This is a genomic window from Amycolatopsis sp. NPDC004378 (assembly GCF_053602455.1).
In genome coordinates, this window is the sequence record NZ_JBSGDR010000005.1 from 422,474 (window position 1) to 441,393 (window position 18,920).

Here is an 18,920-nt window from a genome sequence, read left to right on the forward strand (position 1 = left end):
GGGTCTGCCAGCGCGGGGGTCTGCCAGCCAGCGCGACGGCCTGGCCGTGGGCGACGGCCTGTCAGCGCGACCACCAGGCAGCGCGGGCCAGCCAGCTTCAGCGGCAAGTCCGCCACTGCGCGATCTGCCAGCGCGACCACCTGCCGTGGGCGACAGCCTGACACCGCGACCGCCACGCAGCACGAGCCAGCTACCGCGGCAATCCACCAGCGCGAGGCTGCCAGCGCGACGACCTGCCCGTGTGCGCACGCCACCGGCAGAAGACAGTGCCGTGACAGTCGATCTTGGTGTACTGGCTCCGGGTCCCGCTGGGCTGCGCCGGGCTAGGGGTACGGCGCATCCCGGGTCTGGGGCCCGCCCGACGGCACTGTCGCCAGCAGGGTGCGGATCTCCGGGATGCGGGGATCGCCGAGGCGCCGGCAGACCGTCAGCGCCTCGGCCCAGTGCCCTCGTGCCTCTTCGTTCCGGCCCGTGCGCAGCTTGAGCCGGCCGAGCGTGATGCGGACGTCGATCGTGCCGTATTCCGCGTTCAGTTCCTTCAGCTCGGCCAGTGCTTCCAGTCCCGACTTCTCCGCTTCGTCGTAGCGGCCGGCTCCTTCGAGCGCTTCGGCGACGTTTCCCAGCGCCAGCGCCGCGTGGTAGCGGTCGCCGAGTTCGGCGAAGGCTTCGTGTGCGGCCTGGGCCGCTTCGGCGGCGTTGTCGTAGTCGCGCAGGCCGATGCGGCTGGCGCTGACGTTGAGGAGTGCGTGCGGGACGAACGTCCGCTGGCCTTGGTCGCGGGCGATGCCGACTGCTTTCAGCGCGTGGCGCTCGGCTTTCGCGTACTCGGCTTGGACGTAGTACGCGCCCGAGAGGTTGGACAGGATCGCCACCGTCAGGGCGCTCCCGGCGCCGGACTCGGACGCGGCACGCGCCTCCTCCAGTGCTTCGAGTGCCTTGTCGGGCTGGAGGGTGCGCAGGTAGGCCGAGCCGAGGTTGTTCGCGCTGTACTGGAGACCGGTGCTGTCGCCGGCTTCCCGGGTCGCCGTGACGGCCGTGCGCGCCGTCGTGATCCAGTCGTCGCGGTCGTGGCGTTCGGCGAAAAACCCGCGAAGCAGCCACGCGAGCTTCCACGAGTGGGCGGTGAAGCCGTTGTCGGCGGCGACGCCGACGAGCGCCGTGAGGGCCGTGCGTTCCGTCGTGTACCAGGCGATCGCCTGCTCGTGCTGGGTGAACGGCACGGCGGGCACCGGCGCGGGGTCGAGGGTGAGGTCGTCGGTGAGCAGGTCGGGCCGGACGAGCGTGGTCGCTTCGGCGACGCTTGCCAGGTACCAGTCGAGGAGCCGCCGCAGCGCGGCCACGCGTTCGTCCGCGGCGGACTCGGTTTCGACGAGCTCGGCCGCGTAGACGCGCAACAGGTCGTGGAACTGGTAGCGATCCGTGCTGGGCTGGTTGAGCAGGTGCGCGGCGGCGAGCTGATCGGCCAGCTCCCGCGCCTCCCGCAGGTCGGTCCCGGCCAGCGCGGCGGCCGACGACAGGCTGAAGCCGTGGCCGGGATGCAGGCCCAGCAGCCGGAAGAACCGCGCGGCCGCCGGGCGCAACGCCTTGTACGACCACGAGAACGCCGCCCGCAGGTCGGTCCCGGCGTCCTGCGGGTCGCGCAGGGTGTCGAGCCGCAGCCGCTGGTCGCGCAGTTCCTCGACGATCCCCGCGAGCGAGACGCCCGAAAAGCGCGACGCGCGTTCGCCCGCCAGCGCCAGCGCCAGCGGGAGACGGCCGCAGAGCTGGACGAGCTCGGCGACCGCGGCGGGTTCGGCGGCGAGCCGCTGCGGTCCGACGCTGCCGGCGAGCAGCGCGGCCGCGTCCCGGTCGTCGAAGGAGCGCAGGGCGATCCGGCGGGCGCCGTCGCGCGCGACGAGGCCGCGCAGCTGGTTGCGGCTGGTCACGACGACGAGGTTGCCGGTGCCGGGCAGCAGCGGCCGGACCTGGTCGGCGTCGCGGGCGTTGTCGAGCAGCATGAGCGTGCGGCTGCCGGCCAGGCGGCTGCGCAGGAGCGCGGAGCGTTCCTCCACTGTGGAAGGCACGGTCTCGGCCGGGACGCCGAGGGCGCGCAGGAACCCGGCGAGCGCGGCGTCCGGGGCGACGGGCGTGTCCGCCGAGTGCCCGCGCAGGTCGAGGAACAGCTGGCCGCCGGGGAAGCGGTCGCGGACGCGGTGCGACCAGTGCACGGCCAGCGACGTCTTCCCGACACCCGCGGTGCCTTCGATGACGACGATGCCGGACGCGCCACCCGGCGGCAGGCGGTCGAGTTCGGCGAGCTCGGGGCCGCGCCCGGTGAAGCCGGCGACGTCGAAGGGCAGCTGCCGCGGGACGGTGTGGACGGCCGGCCCGGCGTCGGCGGCGAGCAGTTCGGCGTGCAGGCGGCGCAGGTCCTCCCCCGGCTCGACGCCCAGCTCGTCGGCCAGCAGCGCGCGAAGACCGGCGTAGCGGGACAGCGCTTCGGCGCGGCGCCCGGAGCGGGCGAGGACGCGCACCAGCCGTTCCCACAACGATTCCCGCAGCGGGTGCTGGGCGACGAGGTCGGTGAGCTCGGCGACGAGCCGGGCGTCGGGGACGAGCCCGGCGTCGAGGTCGATGCGCTGTTCGACGGCGAAGAGGTACCGCTCGGTCAGCAGCGGCCCCCACTCGGCGGCCAGCGCGGGCGAGCCGACGCCTTCCAGGGGCGAGCCGCCCCAGGTGGCGAGCGCGGCGGTGAGCAGGCCGCGGCGGCGCGCGGGTTCCGTCGCGGCGGCGGCTTGGTCGAGGGTGCGGAGGAAGCGGAGGGCGTCCACCCGGGACGGGTCGACGACCAGCCGGTACCCGTCCGGTTCGGTGACGACGGTTTCCTCGCCGCAGAGCCGGCGCAGGCGCATCACGTAGGTCTGGAGGCTGCCGCGGATGTGCGCGGGCGGATCTTCGCCCCACACCCCGCGGGCGAGGGCGTCGATCGACACGAGCCGGCCCGCGGACAACGCCAGTGTCGCGAGCAGCGCCCGCTGCCGGGAACTGGTCAGCACGACCGGCGAACCGCCGACGAGCGCCTGGAACGGGCCGAGCAGCCGGATGTCGATGGTGGTCGCCCCCAGGGTTCGCCTCGCGTGCGGGCGGGCACCGCCGGACGCGGGCCCCGAGGTGGCAGCGTGGCATCACTCGGCCGGGCGCTCAAGCAACTTTGCGAAATTGGGCGGAACCGGTCCCGCGACGGCGGTCTGCTCCGAGCGAGTGGTGCCCGAGTCCCGTTCGGACTGTGGATCTTGGCAGTGGGTAACACCGAGTGGGCACGCCCGAACGGTCGGTCGGCACGCTCCCCCGTCGGTCGCGCCCGCCCGTGTAGCGGATCGGTCGCCGGGAGAAGTCGGTTGGCACGTCTGGAGAGTCGGCCGGGCCCGGGGACTGACCGACCACGCGAGCCGACTTTTGCTGAGCACGCGGGCGACCACATGGTCCGCAAGGCCGACCGCCCTGGGCACTCCAGCCGACTTGCTTGAGCGCGAGCTGATCGTGCTACCCCGGAACGTGAGTCACCTTCACACGCTTCCGCCGCACCGGCCCGGAATGCACAGCGGGGCCCCGCGCACGTCTGCGCGAGGCCCCGCCGAAAGCCCAGCAGAGGTCACCCCCTGGGGGTCCCCCTGATTTCACGTTACCGCAGGGGTCCGACAGTTTCGGGTGGTCAGCTCTTCTTCGCCGCCGTCGTGCGCTTGGCCGGGGTCTTGGCGGCCGCGGTCTTCGGGGCCGCCTTGGCCCGCGATGTCGTCGCCCGGGTCGTGGTCTTCGCCGCGGTCGTCTTCGCCGCCGCGGGCTTCGCGGCCGTCGTCTTGGCCGCGGCCGCCTTCGGAGCCGCCGCAGCCCTCGGGGCCGCTGCCTTCGGGGCCGGCTTGGCCCGCGTCGTCGCCGGCTTCGCCGCGGCCGCCTTCGTCGCCGTCGCGCGGGTTGTCGTCGCCGCCTTCGTCGCCGTCGCGCGGGTTGTCGTCGCCGGCTTTGCCGCCGTTGTGCGGGTGCGCGTGGTCGTCGACCGCGTGGTGGCCGGCTTGGCCGCGACCGTCCGGGAGGTCGTCGCCGCCGCGGTGCGGGTGCCCGCCGCCGCGCGGCGGACCGGGGTGGCCTTCGGCAGCTTCTTCGCGCCGGAGATGACGTCCTTGAACGTGGTGCCGGCGCGGAACGCGGGCACGTTCGTCTTCTTCACGCGCACGGCCTCACCGGTGCGCGGGTTGCGCGCGGTGCGGGCCGCACGAGCACGCTTCTCGAACACCCCGAAGCCGGTGATGTTGACCTTTTCGCCCTTGTTGACCGTCCGGATGATGATGTCGACCAGACCGTCGACCGCCTCGGAAGCGGCCTTCTTGTCGCCCAGGCGCTCCGTCAGCGCCTCGATCAGCTGGGCCTTGTTGGCCATTCCAGTCCTCCAAGAAGGAAGTGCTCGTCCACGGCCGCGCAGGGCCGACTAGCGACACGGTATTACCAAGGCAGCACAAATTCCAAACGGCACGCGGAATCTTTCCCTTGCCCCGGGACGGGTTCCGCCTCGCGGGAGATCCCGCGAGGGCCGTTCGGCGTGGTGTCGCAGCCGGCCGCACGAGGGGCGGAATCCCCGGCACCGCAAGGGATTCCGCCCTCGAAAACGCTACGAAGCGGCGATCGGCGTGGTCGTCGGCTTCCAGGACGGGCGGCCCGACTCGAAGCTGTCGATCTCACCGGCATGGCGCAACGTGAGAGCGATGTCGTCGAGGCCTTCCAGCAGCCGCCAGCGGACGTAGTCGTCGATCTGGAAGGGCGCGGTGAAGTCCTTGGCCCGCACGGTCTTGGTCTCGAGGTCGACCGTGACCTCGGTGCCGGGCTCGTTCTCGAGCAGCTTCCAGAGCAGTTCGACGTCGTGCTGCTCGCACTGCGCGGCCACCAGGCCGCCCTTGCCGGAGTTGCCGCGGAAGATGTCGGCGAACCGGGCGGAGATGACGGCCCGGAAGCCGTAGTCCATCAGGGCCCAGACGGCGTGCTCGCGCGACGACCCGGTGCCGAAGTCCGGGCCCGCGACCAGCACGCTGCCACTCTTGAACGGTTCCTGATTGAGGATGAAGTCCTGGTCACCGCGCCAGGCGGCGAACAGCCCGTCCTCGAACCCGGTCCGGGTCACCCGCTTGAGGTAGACCGCCGGGATGATCTGGTCGGTGTCCACGTTGGACCGGCGCAGCGGGACGCCGACGCCGGTGTGCTGGGTGAACGGTTCCATGGTGGGAGCTCCTCGGGGTGGGTCAGCGGGCGGCGGTCTGCAGGTCTTCCGGCGACGACAGCGTGCCCCGCACGGCCGTGGCGGCGGCCACGAGCGGCGAGACCAGGTGCGTCCGGCCGCCCTTGCCCTGCCGGCCCTCGAAGTTGCGGTTCGACGTCGACGCGCTGCGCTCGCCCGGCTTCAGCTGGTCCGGGTTCATGCCCAGGCACATCGAGCAGCCGGCCTGGCGCCACTCGGCGCCGGCCGCGGTGAAGACCTCGTCGAGCCCTTCGGCCTCGGCGGCCTTGCGGACCCGCATGGAGCCGGGAACCACCAGCATCCGGACGGAGTCCGCCACTTTCCGACCGCGCAGCACCTCGGCCGCGGCGCGCAGGTCCTCGATCCGGCCGTTGGTGCAGGAGCCGAGGAAGACGGTGTCCACGGCGATCTCGCGCAGCGGCGTGCCCGGCTTCAAGTCCATATAGGACAGGGCTTTTTCAGCGGCGATGCGGTCGTTCTCGTCCGGGATCAGCTCCGGGTCGGGCACGTCGGCACCCAGCGGGAGCCCCTGGCCGGGGTTGGTGCCCCAGGTCACGAACGGCGTCAGCTCGCCCGCGTCGAGGTGCACCTCGGCGTCGAACTCGGCACCTTCGTCGGTGCGCAGCTGCCGCCAGTTCTCGAGCGCCGCGTCCCAGTCGGCGCCCTGCGGCGCGTGCGGGCGGCCCTTCAGGTACGCGAAGGTCGTCTCGTCCGGGGCGATCATCCCGGCGCGGGCGCCGGCCTCGATCGACATGTTGCACACGGTCATCCGCGCCTCCATCGAGAGCGCTTCGATGGCCGAGCCGCGGTACTCCAGGACGTAGCCCTGCCCGCCGCCGGTGCCGATCTTGGCGATCACCGCGAGGATGATGTCCTTCGCCGTGACGCCGGGGCGCAGCTCGCCGTCGACCGTGATCGCCATCGTCTTGAACGGACGCAGCGGCAGCGTCTGCGTGGCGAGCACGTGCTCGACCTCGGACGTGCCGATGCCGAAGGCGATGGCGCCGAACGCGCCGTGCGTGGAGGTGTGGCTGTCACCGCAGACCACGGTCATCCCGGGCTGCGTCAGGCCGAGCTGCGGGCCGATGACGTGCACGATGCCCTGCTCGGCGTCACCCATCGGGTGCAGCCGGACCCCGAACTCCTTGCAGTTGCGGCGAAGGGTGTCGACCTGGGTGCGCGAGACCGGATCGGCGATGGGGAGCTCGATGTCGACGGTCGGGACGTTGTGGTCCTCGGTCGCGATGGTGAGGTCGGGGCGGCGCACCGGCCGCCCGGCCAGGCGGAGGCCGTCGAAGGCCTGCGGGCTGGTCACTTCGTGCAGCAGGTGGAGGTCGATGTAGAGCAGGTCCGGCTCGGCGCCTTCACCTCGGCGCACGAGGTGGCTTTCCCACACCTTCTCCGCCAGCGTGCGGGCCTTGCCGGTCGGGCTGGTCATCTCCGGCTCCTTCCACGGTTCGACGTCGGAACTCGGGCGCGCACCTGCGGAACGGATGCGAGCCGCGAAGGAGGAGCGCAGCTCGAGTTCAGGGTTTTCCCAGATGCTGGACTTCCCAAAGTGCGGGACGCTAGTATCGGGTCGTGGGACAGCATAGCGGTATCGGAGTACTGGACAAAGCAGTGGCCGTCCTGCAGGCGGTCGCGGACGACCCCTGCGGCCTCGCGGAACTGTGCACGCGGACGGGCCTGCCCCGGGCCACCGCGCACCGGCTCGCGGTCGGCCTCGAGGTGCACCGGCTGCTGCGCCGCGGTCCGGACGGCCGCTGGCGTCCCGGTACGGCACTGGCCGAACTGGCGGGCGGCTCGACCGACCCGCTGCTCGACGCGGCGGGCGTGGTGCTGCCGAAGCTGCGGGACGTCACGGGCGAAAGCGTGCAGCTGTACCGGCGCGACGGTGTCCAGCGCGTGTGCGTCGCCACCGCGGAACCGCCGTCCGGGCTGCGGGACACCGTCCCGGTGGGCTCCCGGCTGCCGATGACGGCGGGCTCGGGCGCGAAGGTGCTGGCGGCGTGGGCGGACCCGCACACGCAGCGCACGATCCTGGCCGACGCGGTCTTCGGCGAGCGCACGCTGCTGGAGGTCCGGCGCCGCGGCTGGGCGCAGAGCGTCGCCGAGCGCGAGCCGGGTGTGGCCAGCATTTCGGCGCCGGTCCGCGACTCCGCGGGCACGGTCGTCGCGGCGGTTTCGGTGTCCGGCCCGATCGAGCGGATCGGCCGCAAGCCCGGCGCGCGCTGGGCCGCGGACCTCCTCGCGGCGGCGGACGCGTTGCAGGAACGCCTGTAACTCCCGCCCCAGGAGTCACACCCGTTGTCAGGCTTGGCCGGTTTCGAAGCGCGCCACCTTGCCGTCGCGAACCGTGAACGCCCACCGCGTCCGCATCGCGCCCCACGTCGAGTTCGAGTAGTTCGCGACGAACCGCCTCCCCTCGTCTTCCGCGGTTTCGACCTCGAGGTGGCCCTGACTGGAGAAGATCTCCTTCTCCGTCCATTCCGCGAGGTCGCGGTCCGTGCCGTCGTCGGACATGGTCGCGTCCGGGGTCAGCGCGGCCCGGAACGCCGTGCGGTCGCCCGCGTTCAGCGCGTCGACGAACGCGCGCACAGCCGGGTCGCCGATCGAGTGCGTCATGCGGTCATCGTGCACCGTTCGGGGGAACCTCGCGAAACCTGCGTATTCGGTGACCGCGGTCACGTCTCTTCAGGGACAGCACCGAAGAGGGGGACCGACCATGCTGAACCGAAGGGCACTGGCGATGCTCCGGGCCGTCGACGCCGGGCGGGCCGAGCTGACCTGCAGCTGCGAGCCGGACCTGCGGGTCGACGGGCTGCCGTGCTGCGACCAGGCGACGGCGCACGAGCTGGCGCGGGCCGGGCTGATCCGGCCGGCGCGAGGACCGGTGCGGGCGATCGGGCAGTGGACGCGCGCGGAACTGACCGACGACGGCCGGCTCGCGCTGGGCGGGACGCTCGCCGCCGCCTGATGCAACCGCCCGGCCGCTTCGCGCGTGTATCCGCCGAGGAACACCGCGAGGGGGACCGATGAAGATCGCCGCGGGACTGCTGGGCGCCGGACTGCTGCTGAGCGCGTGCTCGGGACCCACCCCGACCGCGCCGACCGTGACCGTGACGGCGCCGAGCACGCTGCCGGCACCGCCGAGCGTCGACCCGGCGACGCGGGACTGGATGGACGGCTTCTGCTCGGCGATCCACGGCTACCGCGAGCGCACCAACGACGAAGCCGTCCCGGGTTCGCCCGAACCGGGCACGGTCGAGGAAGCGCAGCGAGCGCTCAGCGAAGAGCTGGGCGGGATCGCGGACCGCACGGGAGAAGTGGTCGACAAGCTGACGGCGCTGCCGCCGGCGCCGGTCCCGCTCGCCGAAACGGTCCGGCAGGGCTTCGTCACGAAGTACACGACGGCCCGGGACCGCGCCCGCGACGCGAAGACGGCACTCGACGGTGCGAAGCCGGGTGACGCCGCCTCGCAGGACCCGGCGATGAAGGCCCTGCAGCAGGCCCAGCAGGACGTCGACGGCATGTACGACCCGGTCGCCCCGATGATCGCGTCCCGGGAGCTGATGACGGCCGCCGCGCTCGCCCCGGGCTGCAAGGCCTGACGGGTCAGCGCTTCAGCGGCGCCTGCAGCGGCAGCGAGCGGGACGAGTCGCCCACCTGGACCGTGAAGCCGCCCTTCACCGGACGCCACGCGTGGCTGGCGGCGTCCCACGTCGAGAAGTCGCGCGCGTCCAGCCGGATCGTCACGCGCTGGGACTGGCCCGGCGCCAGCTCGACGCGCGAGAAGCCCTTCAGCTGCCTCGGCGGTTCGCCCGCCGCCGCCGGGAAGCCCAGGTACAGCTGCGCGACCTCGGCGCCCGCGCGGTGCCCGGTGTTCCGCACCGTGAACGTCGCCGTCGCGCCGTCGCCGGTGTTCCGCACCGACAGGCCGGAGAAGGCGAACGTCGTGTACGACAGGCCGTAGCCGAACGGGAACAGCGGCGTCTTGCCCTGCGCGTCGAACCAGCGGTAGCCGACCTGCAGGCCTTCCGAGTACGTCGCGACGCCGTTGACGCCGGGGAACTGCGCCGTGGTGTTCGCCGGGGTGTCCGCGTCGGCCGCCGGGAACGTGATCGGCAGCTTCGCCGACGGGTTGACGTCGCCGAAGAGCACGCCCGCCACGGCGGCGCCGTCCTGCTGGCCCGGGTACCAGGCCTGCAGGATCGCGGGCACCGAAGCGGCCCACGGCATGAGCACCGGCCCTCCGCTCTTCACCACGACCACGGTGTGCGGGTTCGCCGCGGCGACAGCGGACACCAGCGCGTCCTGGGTGCCGTCCAGCGCCAGGCTCGCCCGGTCCTTGCCCTCGGCTTCGGTGTCGCCGACCATCACGACCGCGACCTGGGAACCGGCGGCCAGGGCGGCCGCGCGGGCGGGGTCGCTGCCGTCGTCGAGCGTCACCGCGGCCCCGGGGACCCGGGCCCGCAGCCCCGGCAACGGGTCCACTGTGGACGTCGGGATGACGGCCGAGCTGCCCCCGCCGCCGGTCTTGGCCTTGGTCGCGAACGGCCCGATCAGCGCGATCGACTTCACCGCGCGGTCGTCGAGCGGGAGCTGGGCGTGGTCGTTGCGCAACAGGACCATGCCGCGTTCGGCGAACTGCTTCGCCGCGGCGTCGTGCTGCGCGGTCGGCAGGGGCGCCGGCGTCGGCGGGTGGTCGAACTGCCCGAACGCGAACATCGTGCGGAACCGCGGGATCAGCAGCTGGTCGACGCGCTGTTCGCTGACCTGCCCGGCGAGCACCGCCTGCTTCAGCTTGTCGCCGTACCAGGTGCCGTCGATCATCTCGAGGTTCATGCCCGCGTTCGCCGACCCGACCGTGCTGTGCGCGGCACCCCAGTCGGACTGCACGAACCCCTTGAACCCCCAGTCGTCGCGCAGCTTGCCCTGCAGCAGCGCCGGGTTCTCGCACGTGAAGACGCCGTTGATCTTCGGGTAGGCGCACATCACCGAGCCGGCGTGGCCTTCGGTCACCGCCTGCTCGAAGTGCGGCAGGTAGATCTCGTTGAGGGTGCGCTCGTCGATGTGCTCGTCGATGCTCTGGCGCTGGGTCTCCTGGTTGTTCGCCGCGTAGTGCTTGACCTCGGCGATGGTGCCGTTCTCCTGGATGCCGCGGATGTCGGCGGCGCCCAGGGCGCCGGCGAGCACCGGGTCCTCCCCCATGCCCTCGAACGTCCGGCCGTTGCGCGGCACGCGGGCGATGTTGATGTCGGGGCCCTCGGACACGTTGTGGGCGAGCGCGCGGGTTTCGTCGCCGATCAGGCGGCCGTACTGGCGCGCGAGCCCGGTGTCGAACGTCGACGCCAGGGCCATCGTGGCGGGCAGCGCGGTCGCCGGCTTCTGCGGCTTGTCGTCGGCCGGGCCCATGCCGGCCGGGCCGTTGGCGATCCGGAAGCCGGGGACGCCGAGGCGCGGGATGGGCGGCACGAACCGCTGGTGCTCGGCGTCGGGCTGCAGGTGCAGCTGGGAGATCTTCTCGTCGAGGGTCATCGCGGCGACGAGCTCGGCGGCCCGCTGCTCGGGCGACTGGCGGCCGTTGCGCCACGGTTGCGCGTCCGCCACCGCCGTCGCCGGCACGGCCAGCGACAACCCCAGAACCGCGGCAAGAACCAGCCGGCCGTTGCGCATCGCAGTCTCCCTCGCCACTGAACGGGATCAACGGCGGACAAGCTAACCCATACGTGACCGAGAAACATAGACTCGATAGTTGTTCATGTACATGAACAGAACGAGGGCTCAACCGTTTCCCCGGCTCAAGCGTGGAAGGAGCGCCCACGGGAGGGGCCGGGCCGCGGCGAGAAAGCACTGATCGGCCTAACGCCGCCGCGCCGTTCACCACCTTGAACGGCCGCGGCCGGCTCCCTCCACAAAGGACACCCCGGGGCGGGCGCGGGCCCCCAGGCCACCGCCCCGGGGACCGCCCACCCCAGAGGGCGGTGCCGGCCCGGGGCGCGCACCCGCGCCCCGGGCCGGTCTCAGCGCGGCGGCCGGCCAGCCGGAAAGATCGACGTGCCCCTCCTGCTCGCGGACGGTGTGCGCCCGGTGCGGTCCCCGGCTCCGCCTTGCCACGTCACCGGGCCGCGGCCAGGCGCAAAGCCCGGTACACGAACTGCTGATCCCCCAGCCGGTGCCGCAGGTCGCGCTCCAGGCCCGCGATCGGATACAGGTTCTGCGGTGCCCGCGAGTCCTTGTACGGCACCGACGCGAACCGGCCCAGTACCGACTGGGTCAGGTTCGCCAGGCCGGCCACCTCGTCGCGGTCCAGGTGCGATGCCGCCTCCACGCGCACCACGCCCGACCACGGTGGGCCGCCCGTCGACGGCAGCCGCAGGTACCACGAGTGCCGGACCCACGTCGTCCCCATCAGGAACACCGGCGTGCGCTGGTGCGGGCCGAGCCGGCCGACCATCGCGTTGAGCTCGCCCGGCAGGTACGTCGTCTGGTGGCTCTTGATGAACCCGACCGCCCGCTCGAGGTGGGCCCGGCCGCGCAACGGGCCGTCCACCACCAGCAGGTCGCGGCCGACGTGCCCGGCGATCGCCGTGCGGGCCGCGATCGCCGTGTCGAGCTCGGTTTCCGCCAGCTGGTCCTGCAGGGCCGTCGAAAGCACCACGGGCAGCGGCTTGTCCTCCTTGGCCGCGGCCCGGAACGCCTGGTACGTCCCGGCCGACGTCGGGATGTCGGCCGCCTCCGGGGCGACCGTGAACAGCCCGCGCCGCACGTCGGTCCCGACCACGTGCGCCCGTCCCTCGCAGCAGCACACGACGCCCGCCGCGTACGACGCGCACAGCCCGATCGACGCCGAGTTCGTCCCGTCCGGGTCGTCGATCCAGACGCGGGCGTCGATCCGCCGGACGCCGTCGACGAACAACACGGCCTCCGGCGCGGAAACCGGCGACGGGTCGATCGGCGCCCACTCGGCCGCCGGGACCTCGACGTCCAGCTCGACCTCCGCGCCCGACCTGGCGAGCTCTTCGGCCTCCATCGAGCTGCCGTAGCCCGGGTCCCAGCTGTCGATGCTGAAGTTCATCCCGGCGACCGCCGTCATGCGCCCTCCCTGCTGATGTGCGAGCCGGTGCCGTCGCGCGTGACCAGGAAGCGCACCGGCACGCGCTCGGCGAGCGCCGGCACGTGCGTGATCACCCCGACCATCCGGGAGCCGGTGGCGGCGAGGTTCTCCAAAGTGGACGCCACGACGTCGAGGGTCGCCTCGTCGAGGGTGCCGAACCCTTCGTCGAGGAAGATCGACTCGAGCTTGGTCGCGCCCTCCGCGGCCATCGCGCCGAGCTGGGACGAAAGCGCCAGGGCGAGCGAAAGCGACGCCTGGAACGTCTCCCCGCCCGACAGCGTCTTCACCGGGCGGCGGGCGTCGGCCTCGTTGTGGTCCACCACCAGGAAGTCGCCCTTGTCGTGGGTCAGTTCGAACTGGCCGCCGGACAGTTCGAGCAGGGACGCGGACGCCTCGGCGACGAGCGTGTCGAGCGCCCCGGCGATCAGCCAGCGCGGGAACTTGTCCGAGCGCAGCAGATCCGCGAGCAGCCGCGCGACCTGCGCTTCGGACTCGGCGGCCGCGATGTCGCCGTGCAGCCCGGCCACGCGCGCCACGCGCCGCTTCATCTCCGTGTGGTCGGCTTCGGCTCGTGCCCGGGCGGTCGCGAGGGCCACCGGCACGCGGTCCCGCACCGGCCCCTCCGGCAGTTCGACGCCGAGCGCGGTCACGTCCTCCACCACGGCGCGCTCGGCCGCTCGCAACGCTTCGGCGGCTTCAGCCTCGGCAGTCGTCGCGACGGCCAGCCGCTCGCGACGCTCTTTCGCCTGCCCAGCCGCCCAATCGGTCAACGCGGCCCAGGCGCCGAGGAGGCTGTCGCCGTCGATCGGCGGCGCACCGAGTCCGACCAGCGGGTCGCGCGCCTGGGACAGCCGCTGCCGCGCGGCGTCCGTTTCCTTCGCGACGCTCGCCTGCCGGTCGGCTGCCTCCTTCGCGGCGGCGCGCGCCTTTCGCAGCTCGGCGTCCGCGGCCTTCGCGGCCTGCTCGAGTTCGGCGACGCGCGCGAGCTGCTCGGCGACGACTTCGGCCGACGGCGCTCCGGCGAGCGTCTCGGCCAGTTCGCCGCGACGGCGCCGGGCGGTTTCGAGCCGGGTGCCCGCCGCCTGCTCGGCCAGTCCCGCGTCGACGGCCCGCGTGCGCCGCTGCTCGGCGTCGCGCTCGGCGGCCTTGAAGTCGTCCGCCGCGACGACGGCTTCCTTGCCCGCGGCTTCGGCGGCCGCTTCGAGGGAGGCCAGCGTCGTCCGTCGTTCTTCCAGCGCCGAAGCGGCCCACGTCGTGAGGAGCCGCCAGCCCGCCGGGACGTCGTCGCCGTCGATCGCGGGCGCGCCCAGCTCCACCAGCGGATCCCGCGCCGCGCGCAACGCCTCCCGCGCCGCCGCGAAGGACTTCGCCACGACGTCGGCGTCGTGCTGCGCCGCGGTGCGCTCGGCGCGAGCCGCCGCCAGTTCGGTGTCCGCGGCACGCGCCGCTTCGGCGATCCGGGACCGGCCGTCGATCGTCGTGGACAGCCATTCGCCGCGTTCACGCACGGCGGCGACGAGGTCCGCGAAGTCCTGTTCGGTGAAGGACGCCTCGACCGGGCGCCGCAGCACCGCCGACTCCGGCGGCCCGTCGACCTCGGCGAGGACCACGCGCAGTTCTTCCGCCTGCGCGGCCGCGGACGCGGCGGAGTCGGCGTCGCGATCGGCGGCCCGCTCCAGCTTGCGCACCGCGGTCTCGGCCGTCGCGCGCTCGCGTTCGGCGCGCTCGACGCGTTCGCGGGCCTCGGCGAGGTGGGCGTGCCCGACGGCATCGGGCAGCGCCGTGACTTCCTGCTCGCACACCGGGCACGCGTGCCCGACGGCCAGGCCCGCCCGCAGCACCAGGGCCTGGCCGGTCCGTTCGGCGTCGGCCAGCGCGGTCTTCGCCGCCGTGAGTTCGGCGTCGGCGCTCTTGAACGCGGTTCGCGCGGTTTCGAGTTCCTTGCGGCGGGCGGCCTGTTCGGGTGCGGCCTTCCGTTGCGCGTCGCACAACGTGTAGAGGGTGCGGGCGTCGGACCGGGCCGAAGCGAGCGGCGCGACGTCCGGCTGGGCAGCCAGCGCCTTGCGGGCTTCGGCGTCCGTGGCCTCGGCGGCACGCAGGCGCGCGTCGGCGTCCGCCGTGCGCTTCGCGACCCGCGCCGAATCCTTCGCCAGGTCCCCGAGATCCGCCGGCGGCCGGAGCCCGGCCAGCCGGTCACGGTCCTGACGGGCCCGCGCGGCTTCGGCGGCGGCGTCCTCCGCGGCCCGCGCGGTGAGGTCCCGGTTCTTCCGGGCCGCCTCGACGACGGACACCGCCTCGGTCGCCGAAACAGCGGCGGCGTCTTTGGCCTGGGACGCCTTCTTCGCGTCTTCTTCCAGCCGCGGGAGCGCCTTTTCGATCTCGCCGAGCTCGGTGCGGGCGGCGCGGATCCGCTCCAGCTCGCCGCGGCCGGGCGCGGCCGCGAGCGCGGCGCGGGCGGTTTCGTCCGCCTTCTCCGTGTTCTCCAGCTCCGCTTGCGCCGTCGTCACGGCGTCCGCCGCGGCCTGGCGCCGGGCCTCGAGATCCTCGACGCCCTCAGGACGTTCCAGCGCGTCGAGGACGCCCAGTTCCCGCGTCACCGTCGCGACCAGCTGCCGGGCTTCGTCGTGGACGCGGGTGGCGTCGGACAGTCCCGGCATCGCCGCGGTGACCCGCGCGTCGAGGTCGGCGAGCGCAGTCCTCCGCGCGGAAAGCTCTTCGACGGCTTCTTCCGTCGCGTCGGCGTAGCTGCCGAGCTGTTCGGTGAGGACGGCGGCGCGCTGCTTCTGCTGCTCGGCCGTGACCCCGGCGCGGCGGCCGATCCGCTCGTAGACCTCCAGGCCCAGCAGCTTGATGAGGATCTTCTGCCGGTCGGCGGCCTTGGCGTGCAGGAACTCCGCGAAGTCGCCCTGGGGCAGCGCGACGCAGGTGCAGAAGTGCTTGAACGTCAACCCGAGCAGGCGTTCGACGGCCGGGGTGACCTCGGAGTCGGCGGCGACCGGGTCGGCGTCGTCCTCCGCGCCGCCGAGCGCGGTGGGGTCGGCGAGCCGTTCCAGGCGGACGTTCTTGACGCTGACCGTGGGTTTCTTCCCGCCGCTGCGCCGGACTTCCCGCACGACGTGGTAGCGCGCGCCGCCCGCGTCGAACACCAGCCGCACGGTCGCGCGGTTCACCGTCGGGGCGAGCGCGGGCGCGACCAGGCCTTCGTGGTCCCAGCGCGCGACCGAGCCGTAGAGGGCGAAGGTGAGCGCGTCGATCACCGTGCTCTTGCCCGCGCCCGTCGGCCCGACGAGCGCGAAGTAGTCCGTGTCCTCGAAGCTGACTTCGGTCTTGTCGCGGAAGGACGCGAAGCCGGTCATCTCCAGCAGCACAGGCCGCATGTCACACCCCGCTCGTCTCTTCGTCGTGCAGCCGCGCGAAGAGCGACTGGACGCGCTTGTCGTCCACCGTCCGCTCCTCGCAGTAGGACGCGAACAGCTCACCCGGTGACCGGTCGGCCACCGCGCGTTCGCCGCCCGACGTCGTCACCGGAGCCGCGAACTCCGGGTCGATGCGGATTTCCAGGGCGTTGGGCAGGGCTTCCTGGATCTCTTCGCGCAGCCCGGCCCTGGTCGCTTCCCGGACGTAGACGCGGAGGTAGTCCTCACCGAACTCCTCGGCCCGGCCGACGAGCTCGGCCACCGAGCCGTGGACGGTCCGCAGCCGCCGCCCCGCGGTCAGCGGGATTTCGGTGATCTTCGCGGGGGTCGTAGGCGTGACCTCGACGCTCAGCACCACGCTCTTGTTGTCCTGCTCGCCGAAGTCCACCGCGAACGGCGAGCCGCTGTAGTGCACCGGGCACGCGGCGGGCAGCGACTGGCGCCGGTGCAGGTGGCCGAGCGCGACGTAGTGCGGGTCGGCGCCGAACGCCGTGGCCGGCACGTGGTACTCGAAGATGGACTGCGCCGCGCGTTCCCCGCCGCCCATCGCGCCGCCGGTCACCGTCAGGTGCGCCATGACGAGGTTCACCGCGCCGGGCGTGAACCCGGACTTGAGGCGCTCCAGGATGTCCCGCACGCGCTGGTCGTACTGGCCGACGTTGTCCGCCGGCGTCCCGGCGAGCAGCTCGGCGGCGCGGACCGCGTAGCGCTGGGAAAGGAAGGGCAGCACGGCGACGTTCACGCGTTCGCCGGTGGACCGGGCGTCGAAGGAGACGACCCCGCCGTCCGCGGCCGGGCGCGGGTTCCCGGTGAGGTGGATGCCCGCCGCCCTGAGCAGCGGCCGGTACGCCTCGAACGTCGCGGCGTGGTCGTGGTTCCCCGCGATCGCGATGACCTCGGCGCCGGTGTCCCGCAGCGCCATCAGCGCCTGCACCACGAGTTCCTGCGCGGCCGCCGAAGGCGCCGACGTCTCGTACAGGTCGCCCGCGACGAGGACCGCGTCGAACGTCTCTTTCCGCGCGATCCGGACGATCTCGCCGAGCACCGCGCGCTGCTCGTCCAGGCGGTTGCGGCCCTTGAGCGTCTTGCCGACGTGCCAGTCGGAGGTGTGCAGGAACTTCACCCTTCGTCCTTCCGTTCAGGTGACGGGCAGCGGGCTCAGAACGGCGGCGGGTCGTCGCCGAACGGGTCGGCGCTCCCGGTCGGCAGCCCCGCGAAGGGGTCGGACTTCTTCGACGCCGCCGTGGTCGTCGGCACCTGCCCGGCCTCGGAAAGCCGCGTGGCCCAGGCCGGGAACGGGAAGCCGACCGCGATCGGCACCGGGATCTCCGGCTGGCTCACGAACATCGTGCCGGGTGTCGCGAGCGTCGCGCGGACCCGCTGGCTCTGCGGCAGGAAGCCGTACTCCGGGCGCGAGGCCTCGGCGGCGTCGAGGCGCCCGACGATCCGCACCGAGCTGTTGCTGACGATCCGGCGCTCCACCTCGGAAGCCGTCTGCTGCGCACCGATGAGGATGACGCCGAGGGAGCGGCCGCGCTCGGCGATGTCCAGCAGCACCTCCTTGATCGGGCTGCTGCCTTCGCGCGGCGCGTACTTGTTCAGCTCGTCCAGCATGGTGAACAGCAGCCCGCCGGGGCCGGCCGCCTCCTTGCGCGCGGTCTCCGCGGCGAGCGTGACACCGACGACGAACCGCTGCGCGCGCTCGACGAGGTTGTGGATGTCCACGACCGTGACTTGCTGGTTCTCCGTGGACAGCTTGCGGGCGGCGTGGTCGGCGAGGTCGCCGCGGATGAGGCCGCTGAGCGCGCGCTGGCTCGAGCGCAGGCGGCGGATGAAGGCGTTGACCGTGCCCGCGCCGGTGACCGCACCGGCCCAGCCGGCGCGGGTTTCCTCGTCGGTCACGCGCTCGCAGATGACGTCGACGAGCTCGGCGTAGGTGCGGCACAGGACGCCGTCGACCGTGGCCGCGCCGTCCTTCCCCGCCGGGGTGCTGTCCAGCCGCAACCGGTTCGCGACCTGGTGGATGACCATCGTGTACTGGTTGCGCTCGTCTTCGGCGTCGGCGAAGACGTAGGGCAGTAGGTCGTTCGCGCAGAACTCCGCGATGGTCCACCAGAACGCGCCGACGCCCGACGTCCGCCCGGTGACGTAAGGCTTCCCCGTGGTGTCCGACGGCGTCGGCGGCGCGTAGAACCCGACCGAGGCGAAGGGCTCCGCGGGCAGGCCCAGCTTGGCGTACTCGGCCTTGAGGTTCTCGTCGAGCCGGACGTTCGGGGTGTCGAGGAACAGCAGGTCCTCGCCCTTGACCGAGAAGACGAGGGCCTTGGCGTTGTGCGCGTTGGACAGGGCGCCGCCGCGGAAGATCGAGTGCAGCAGGAACAACGCGAACGACGTCTTGGTGGCCACGCCGGAGACGCCGCTGATGCTGACGTGCGCGCCCCGCGTGCCGTCGAGGAAGTCCATGTTGAGGTAGACGGGTTCGCCGTCCCGGCCCAGGCCGACCGCCACCTGGCGGGTCATGTTGTCGAAGTACAGCGCCTGCGCGCGATCCTCCCCCACCGCGCGGGAGACGACGGATCCCGGCCGCGGCGGCACGTAGCACTCCGGCTCGACGCGGGTGGTGGCGATCTCGGCGATCTCCTGCACCTGCGCGGGCAGGACGCCGTCGGAGATCAGGAAGACGTCGCTGCCGAAGCTCGCGCCCTCGTGCCGCGCGTTCACCTGCGTGACGACCCCGTACGACGTGACTTCGCCGAGACCGGGGAGTTCCCGCCTGGTCACGACGACGTCGTCGAGCTGCAGATAGGCTTCCGGGTCGATCGCCACGTGGAACTGCAGCGGCGTCGAGTCCTCGGTCCCGGCCACCCGGCCGACCACGGTGGTGAGCGTCTCCTGGTCCACGGTTCTCCCTGTCGCACCCGGGTCTTCCTCCCGCGGCAGACTAGCTCGCCGGACCGACAGTCCCGCGCCCAACACGGCCTTCCGCGCCGCGCCCGTGGCTGGGCCGAACGAGTGAGTTCACCCTACGGGGAAGATCCTTTCGGCCCCACGGCGTTCGCCGCCGTTGCGCCGCAACGACCTCGCCGCGTCCCCGGGAGGGTCGCTCCGGGCGGGCGCCGCGTTA

Annotated in this window: 13 protein-coding genes; 3 read left to right on the forward strand and 10 right to left on the reverse strand. The window is 72.9% G+C overall.

Going from position 1 to position 18,920, the window contains the following annotated elements; translation table 11 throughout:
• Window positions 1-323: 323 nt before the first annotated feature.
• The 4 genes from ACWEN0_RS19610 to leuC form a co-directional block, all read right to left on the reverse strand.
• On the reverse strand, window positions 324-3,035 hold the full coding sequence (locus ACWEN0_RS19610) for a BTAD domain-containing putative transcriptional regulator (protein WP_451975048.1): 2,712 nt from the start codon (window positions 3,033-3,035) through the stop codon (window positions 324-326).
• A 656-nt stretch (window positions 3,036-3,691) separates the two neighbouring features.
• The gene (locus tag ACWEN0_RS19615) at window positions 3,692-4,414 is read right to left on the reverse strand and encodes an HU family DNA-binding protein (protein WP_451975050.1); all 723 of its coding nucleotides are present in this window, start codon (window positions 4,412-4,414) and stop codon (window positions 3,692-3,694) included.
• 228 nt (window positions 4,415-4,642) lie between these two features.
• Window positions 4,643-5,245: a 3-isopropylmalate dehydratase small subunit gene (gene leuD / locus ACWEN0_RS19620; RefSeq protein WP_451975052.1), complete on the reverse strand. Its 603-nt coding sequence runs from the start codon at window positions 5,243-5,245 to the stop codon at window positions 4,643-4,645.
• 22 nt (window positions 5,246-5,267) lie between these two features.
• A complete protein-coding gene (gene leuC, locus ACWEN0_RS19625) occupies window positions 5,268-6,701 on the reverse strand; it encodes a 3-isopropylmalate dehydratase large subunit (protein WP_451975054.1) in 1,434 nt (477 codons plus the stop codon).
• A gap of 143 nt (window positions 6,702-6,844) precedes the next feature.
• On the opposite strand from leuC, the gene ACWEN0_RS19630 reads away from it, so the two are divergent.
• Window positions 6,845-7,546 (forward strand): IclR family transcriptional regulator, encoded by a 702-nt coding sequence (locus ACWEN0_RS19630; RefSeq protein ID WP_051183801.1) that lies wholly within the window; start codon window positions 6,845-6,847, stop codon window positions 7,544-7,546.
• Window positions 7,547-7,573: 27 nt separating this feature from the next.
• Here ACWEN0_RS19630 and ACWEN0_RS19635 read toward each other — a convergent pair whose 3' ends face one another.
• Window positions 7,574-7,888: a nuclear transport factor 2 family protein gene (locus tag ACWEN0_RS19635; RefSeq protein WP_451975056.1), complete on the reverse strand. Its 315-nt coding sequence runs from the start codon at window positions 7,886-7,888 to the stop codon at window positions 7,574-7,576.
• Window positions 7,889-7,988: 100 nt separating this feature from the next.
• Here ACWEN0_RS19635 and ACWEN0_RS19640 point away from each other — a divergent pair, with 100 nt between their 5' ends.
• Both ACWEN0_RS19640 and ACWEN0_RS19645 read left to right on the forward strand, forming a co-directional pair.
• Complete coding sequence (locus tag ACWEN0_RS19640) at window positions 7,989-8,240, forward strand: hypothetical protein (RefSeq protein ID WP_451975058.1); 252 nt, start codon at window positions 7,989-7,991, stop codon at window positions 8,238-8,240.
• A 58-nt stretch (window positions 8,241-8,298) separates the two neighbouring features.
• Window positions 8,299-8,874 carry a hypothetical protein gene (locus ACWEN0_RS19645; RefSeq protein ID WP_451975060.1) on the forward strand — a complete coding sequence of 192 codons (576 nt, stop codon included), beginning with the start codon at window positions 8,299-8,301 and terminating at the stop codon, window positions 8,872-8,874.
• Window positions 8,875-8,878: 4 nt separating this feature from the next.
• Here the strand turns inward: ACWEN0_RS19645 and ACWEN0_RS19650 are convergent, their stop codons facing one another.
• The 5 genes from ACWEN0_RS19650 to ACWEN0_RS19670 all read right to left on the reverse strand — a co-directional run bounded on the left by ACWEN0_RS19650 (window position 8,879) and on the right by ACWEN0_RS19670 (window position 18,697).
• Window positions 8,879-10,939, reverse strand: coding sequence for a glycoside hydrolase family 3 C-terminal domain-containing protein (locus tag ACWEN0_RS19650; protein ID WP_451975062.1), 2,061 nt, complete (start codon window positions 10,937-10,939; stop codon window positions 8,879-8,881).
• 442 nt (window positions 10,940-11,381) lie between these two features.
• The gene (locus ACWEN0_RS19655; RefSeq protein ID WP_451975064.1) at window positions 11,382-12,359 is read right to left on the reverse strand and encodes a hypothetical protein; all 978 of its coding nucleotides are present in this window, start codon (window positions 12,357-12,359) and stop codon (window positions 11,382-11,384) included.
• Complete coding sequence (locus tag ACWEN0_RS19660; protein WP_451975066.1) at window positions 12,356-15,757, reverse strand: AAA family ATPase; 3,402 nt, start codon at window positions 15,755-15,757, stop codon at window positions 12,356-12,358. Before ACWEN0_RS19660 ends, ACWEN0_RS19655 begins: the two co-directional genes overlap by 4 nt.
• 1 nt (window position 15,758) lies before the next feature.
• Entirely contained in the window at window positions 15,759-16,919 is a 1,161-nt protein-coding gene (locus tag ACWEN0_RS19665) for an exonuclease SbcCD subunit D (protein WP_451975068.1), read from the reverse strand.
• Between the two features lie 35 nt (window positions 16,920-16,954).
• A complete protein-coding gene (locus ACWEN0_RS19670; protein WP_451975070.1) occupies window positions 16,955-18,697 on the reverse strand; it encodes an ATP-binding protein in 1,743 nt (580 codons plus the stop codon).
• Between the last annotated feature and the right edge of the window lie 223 nt (window positions 18,698-18,920).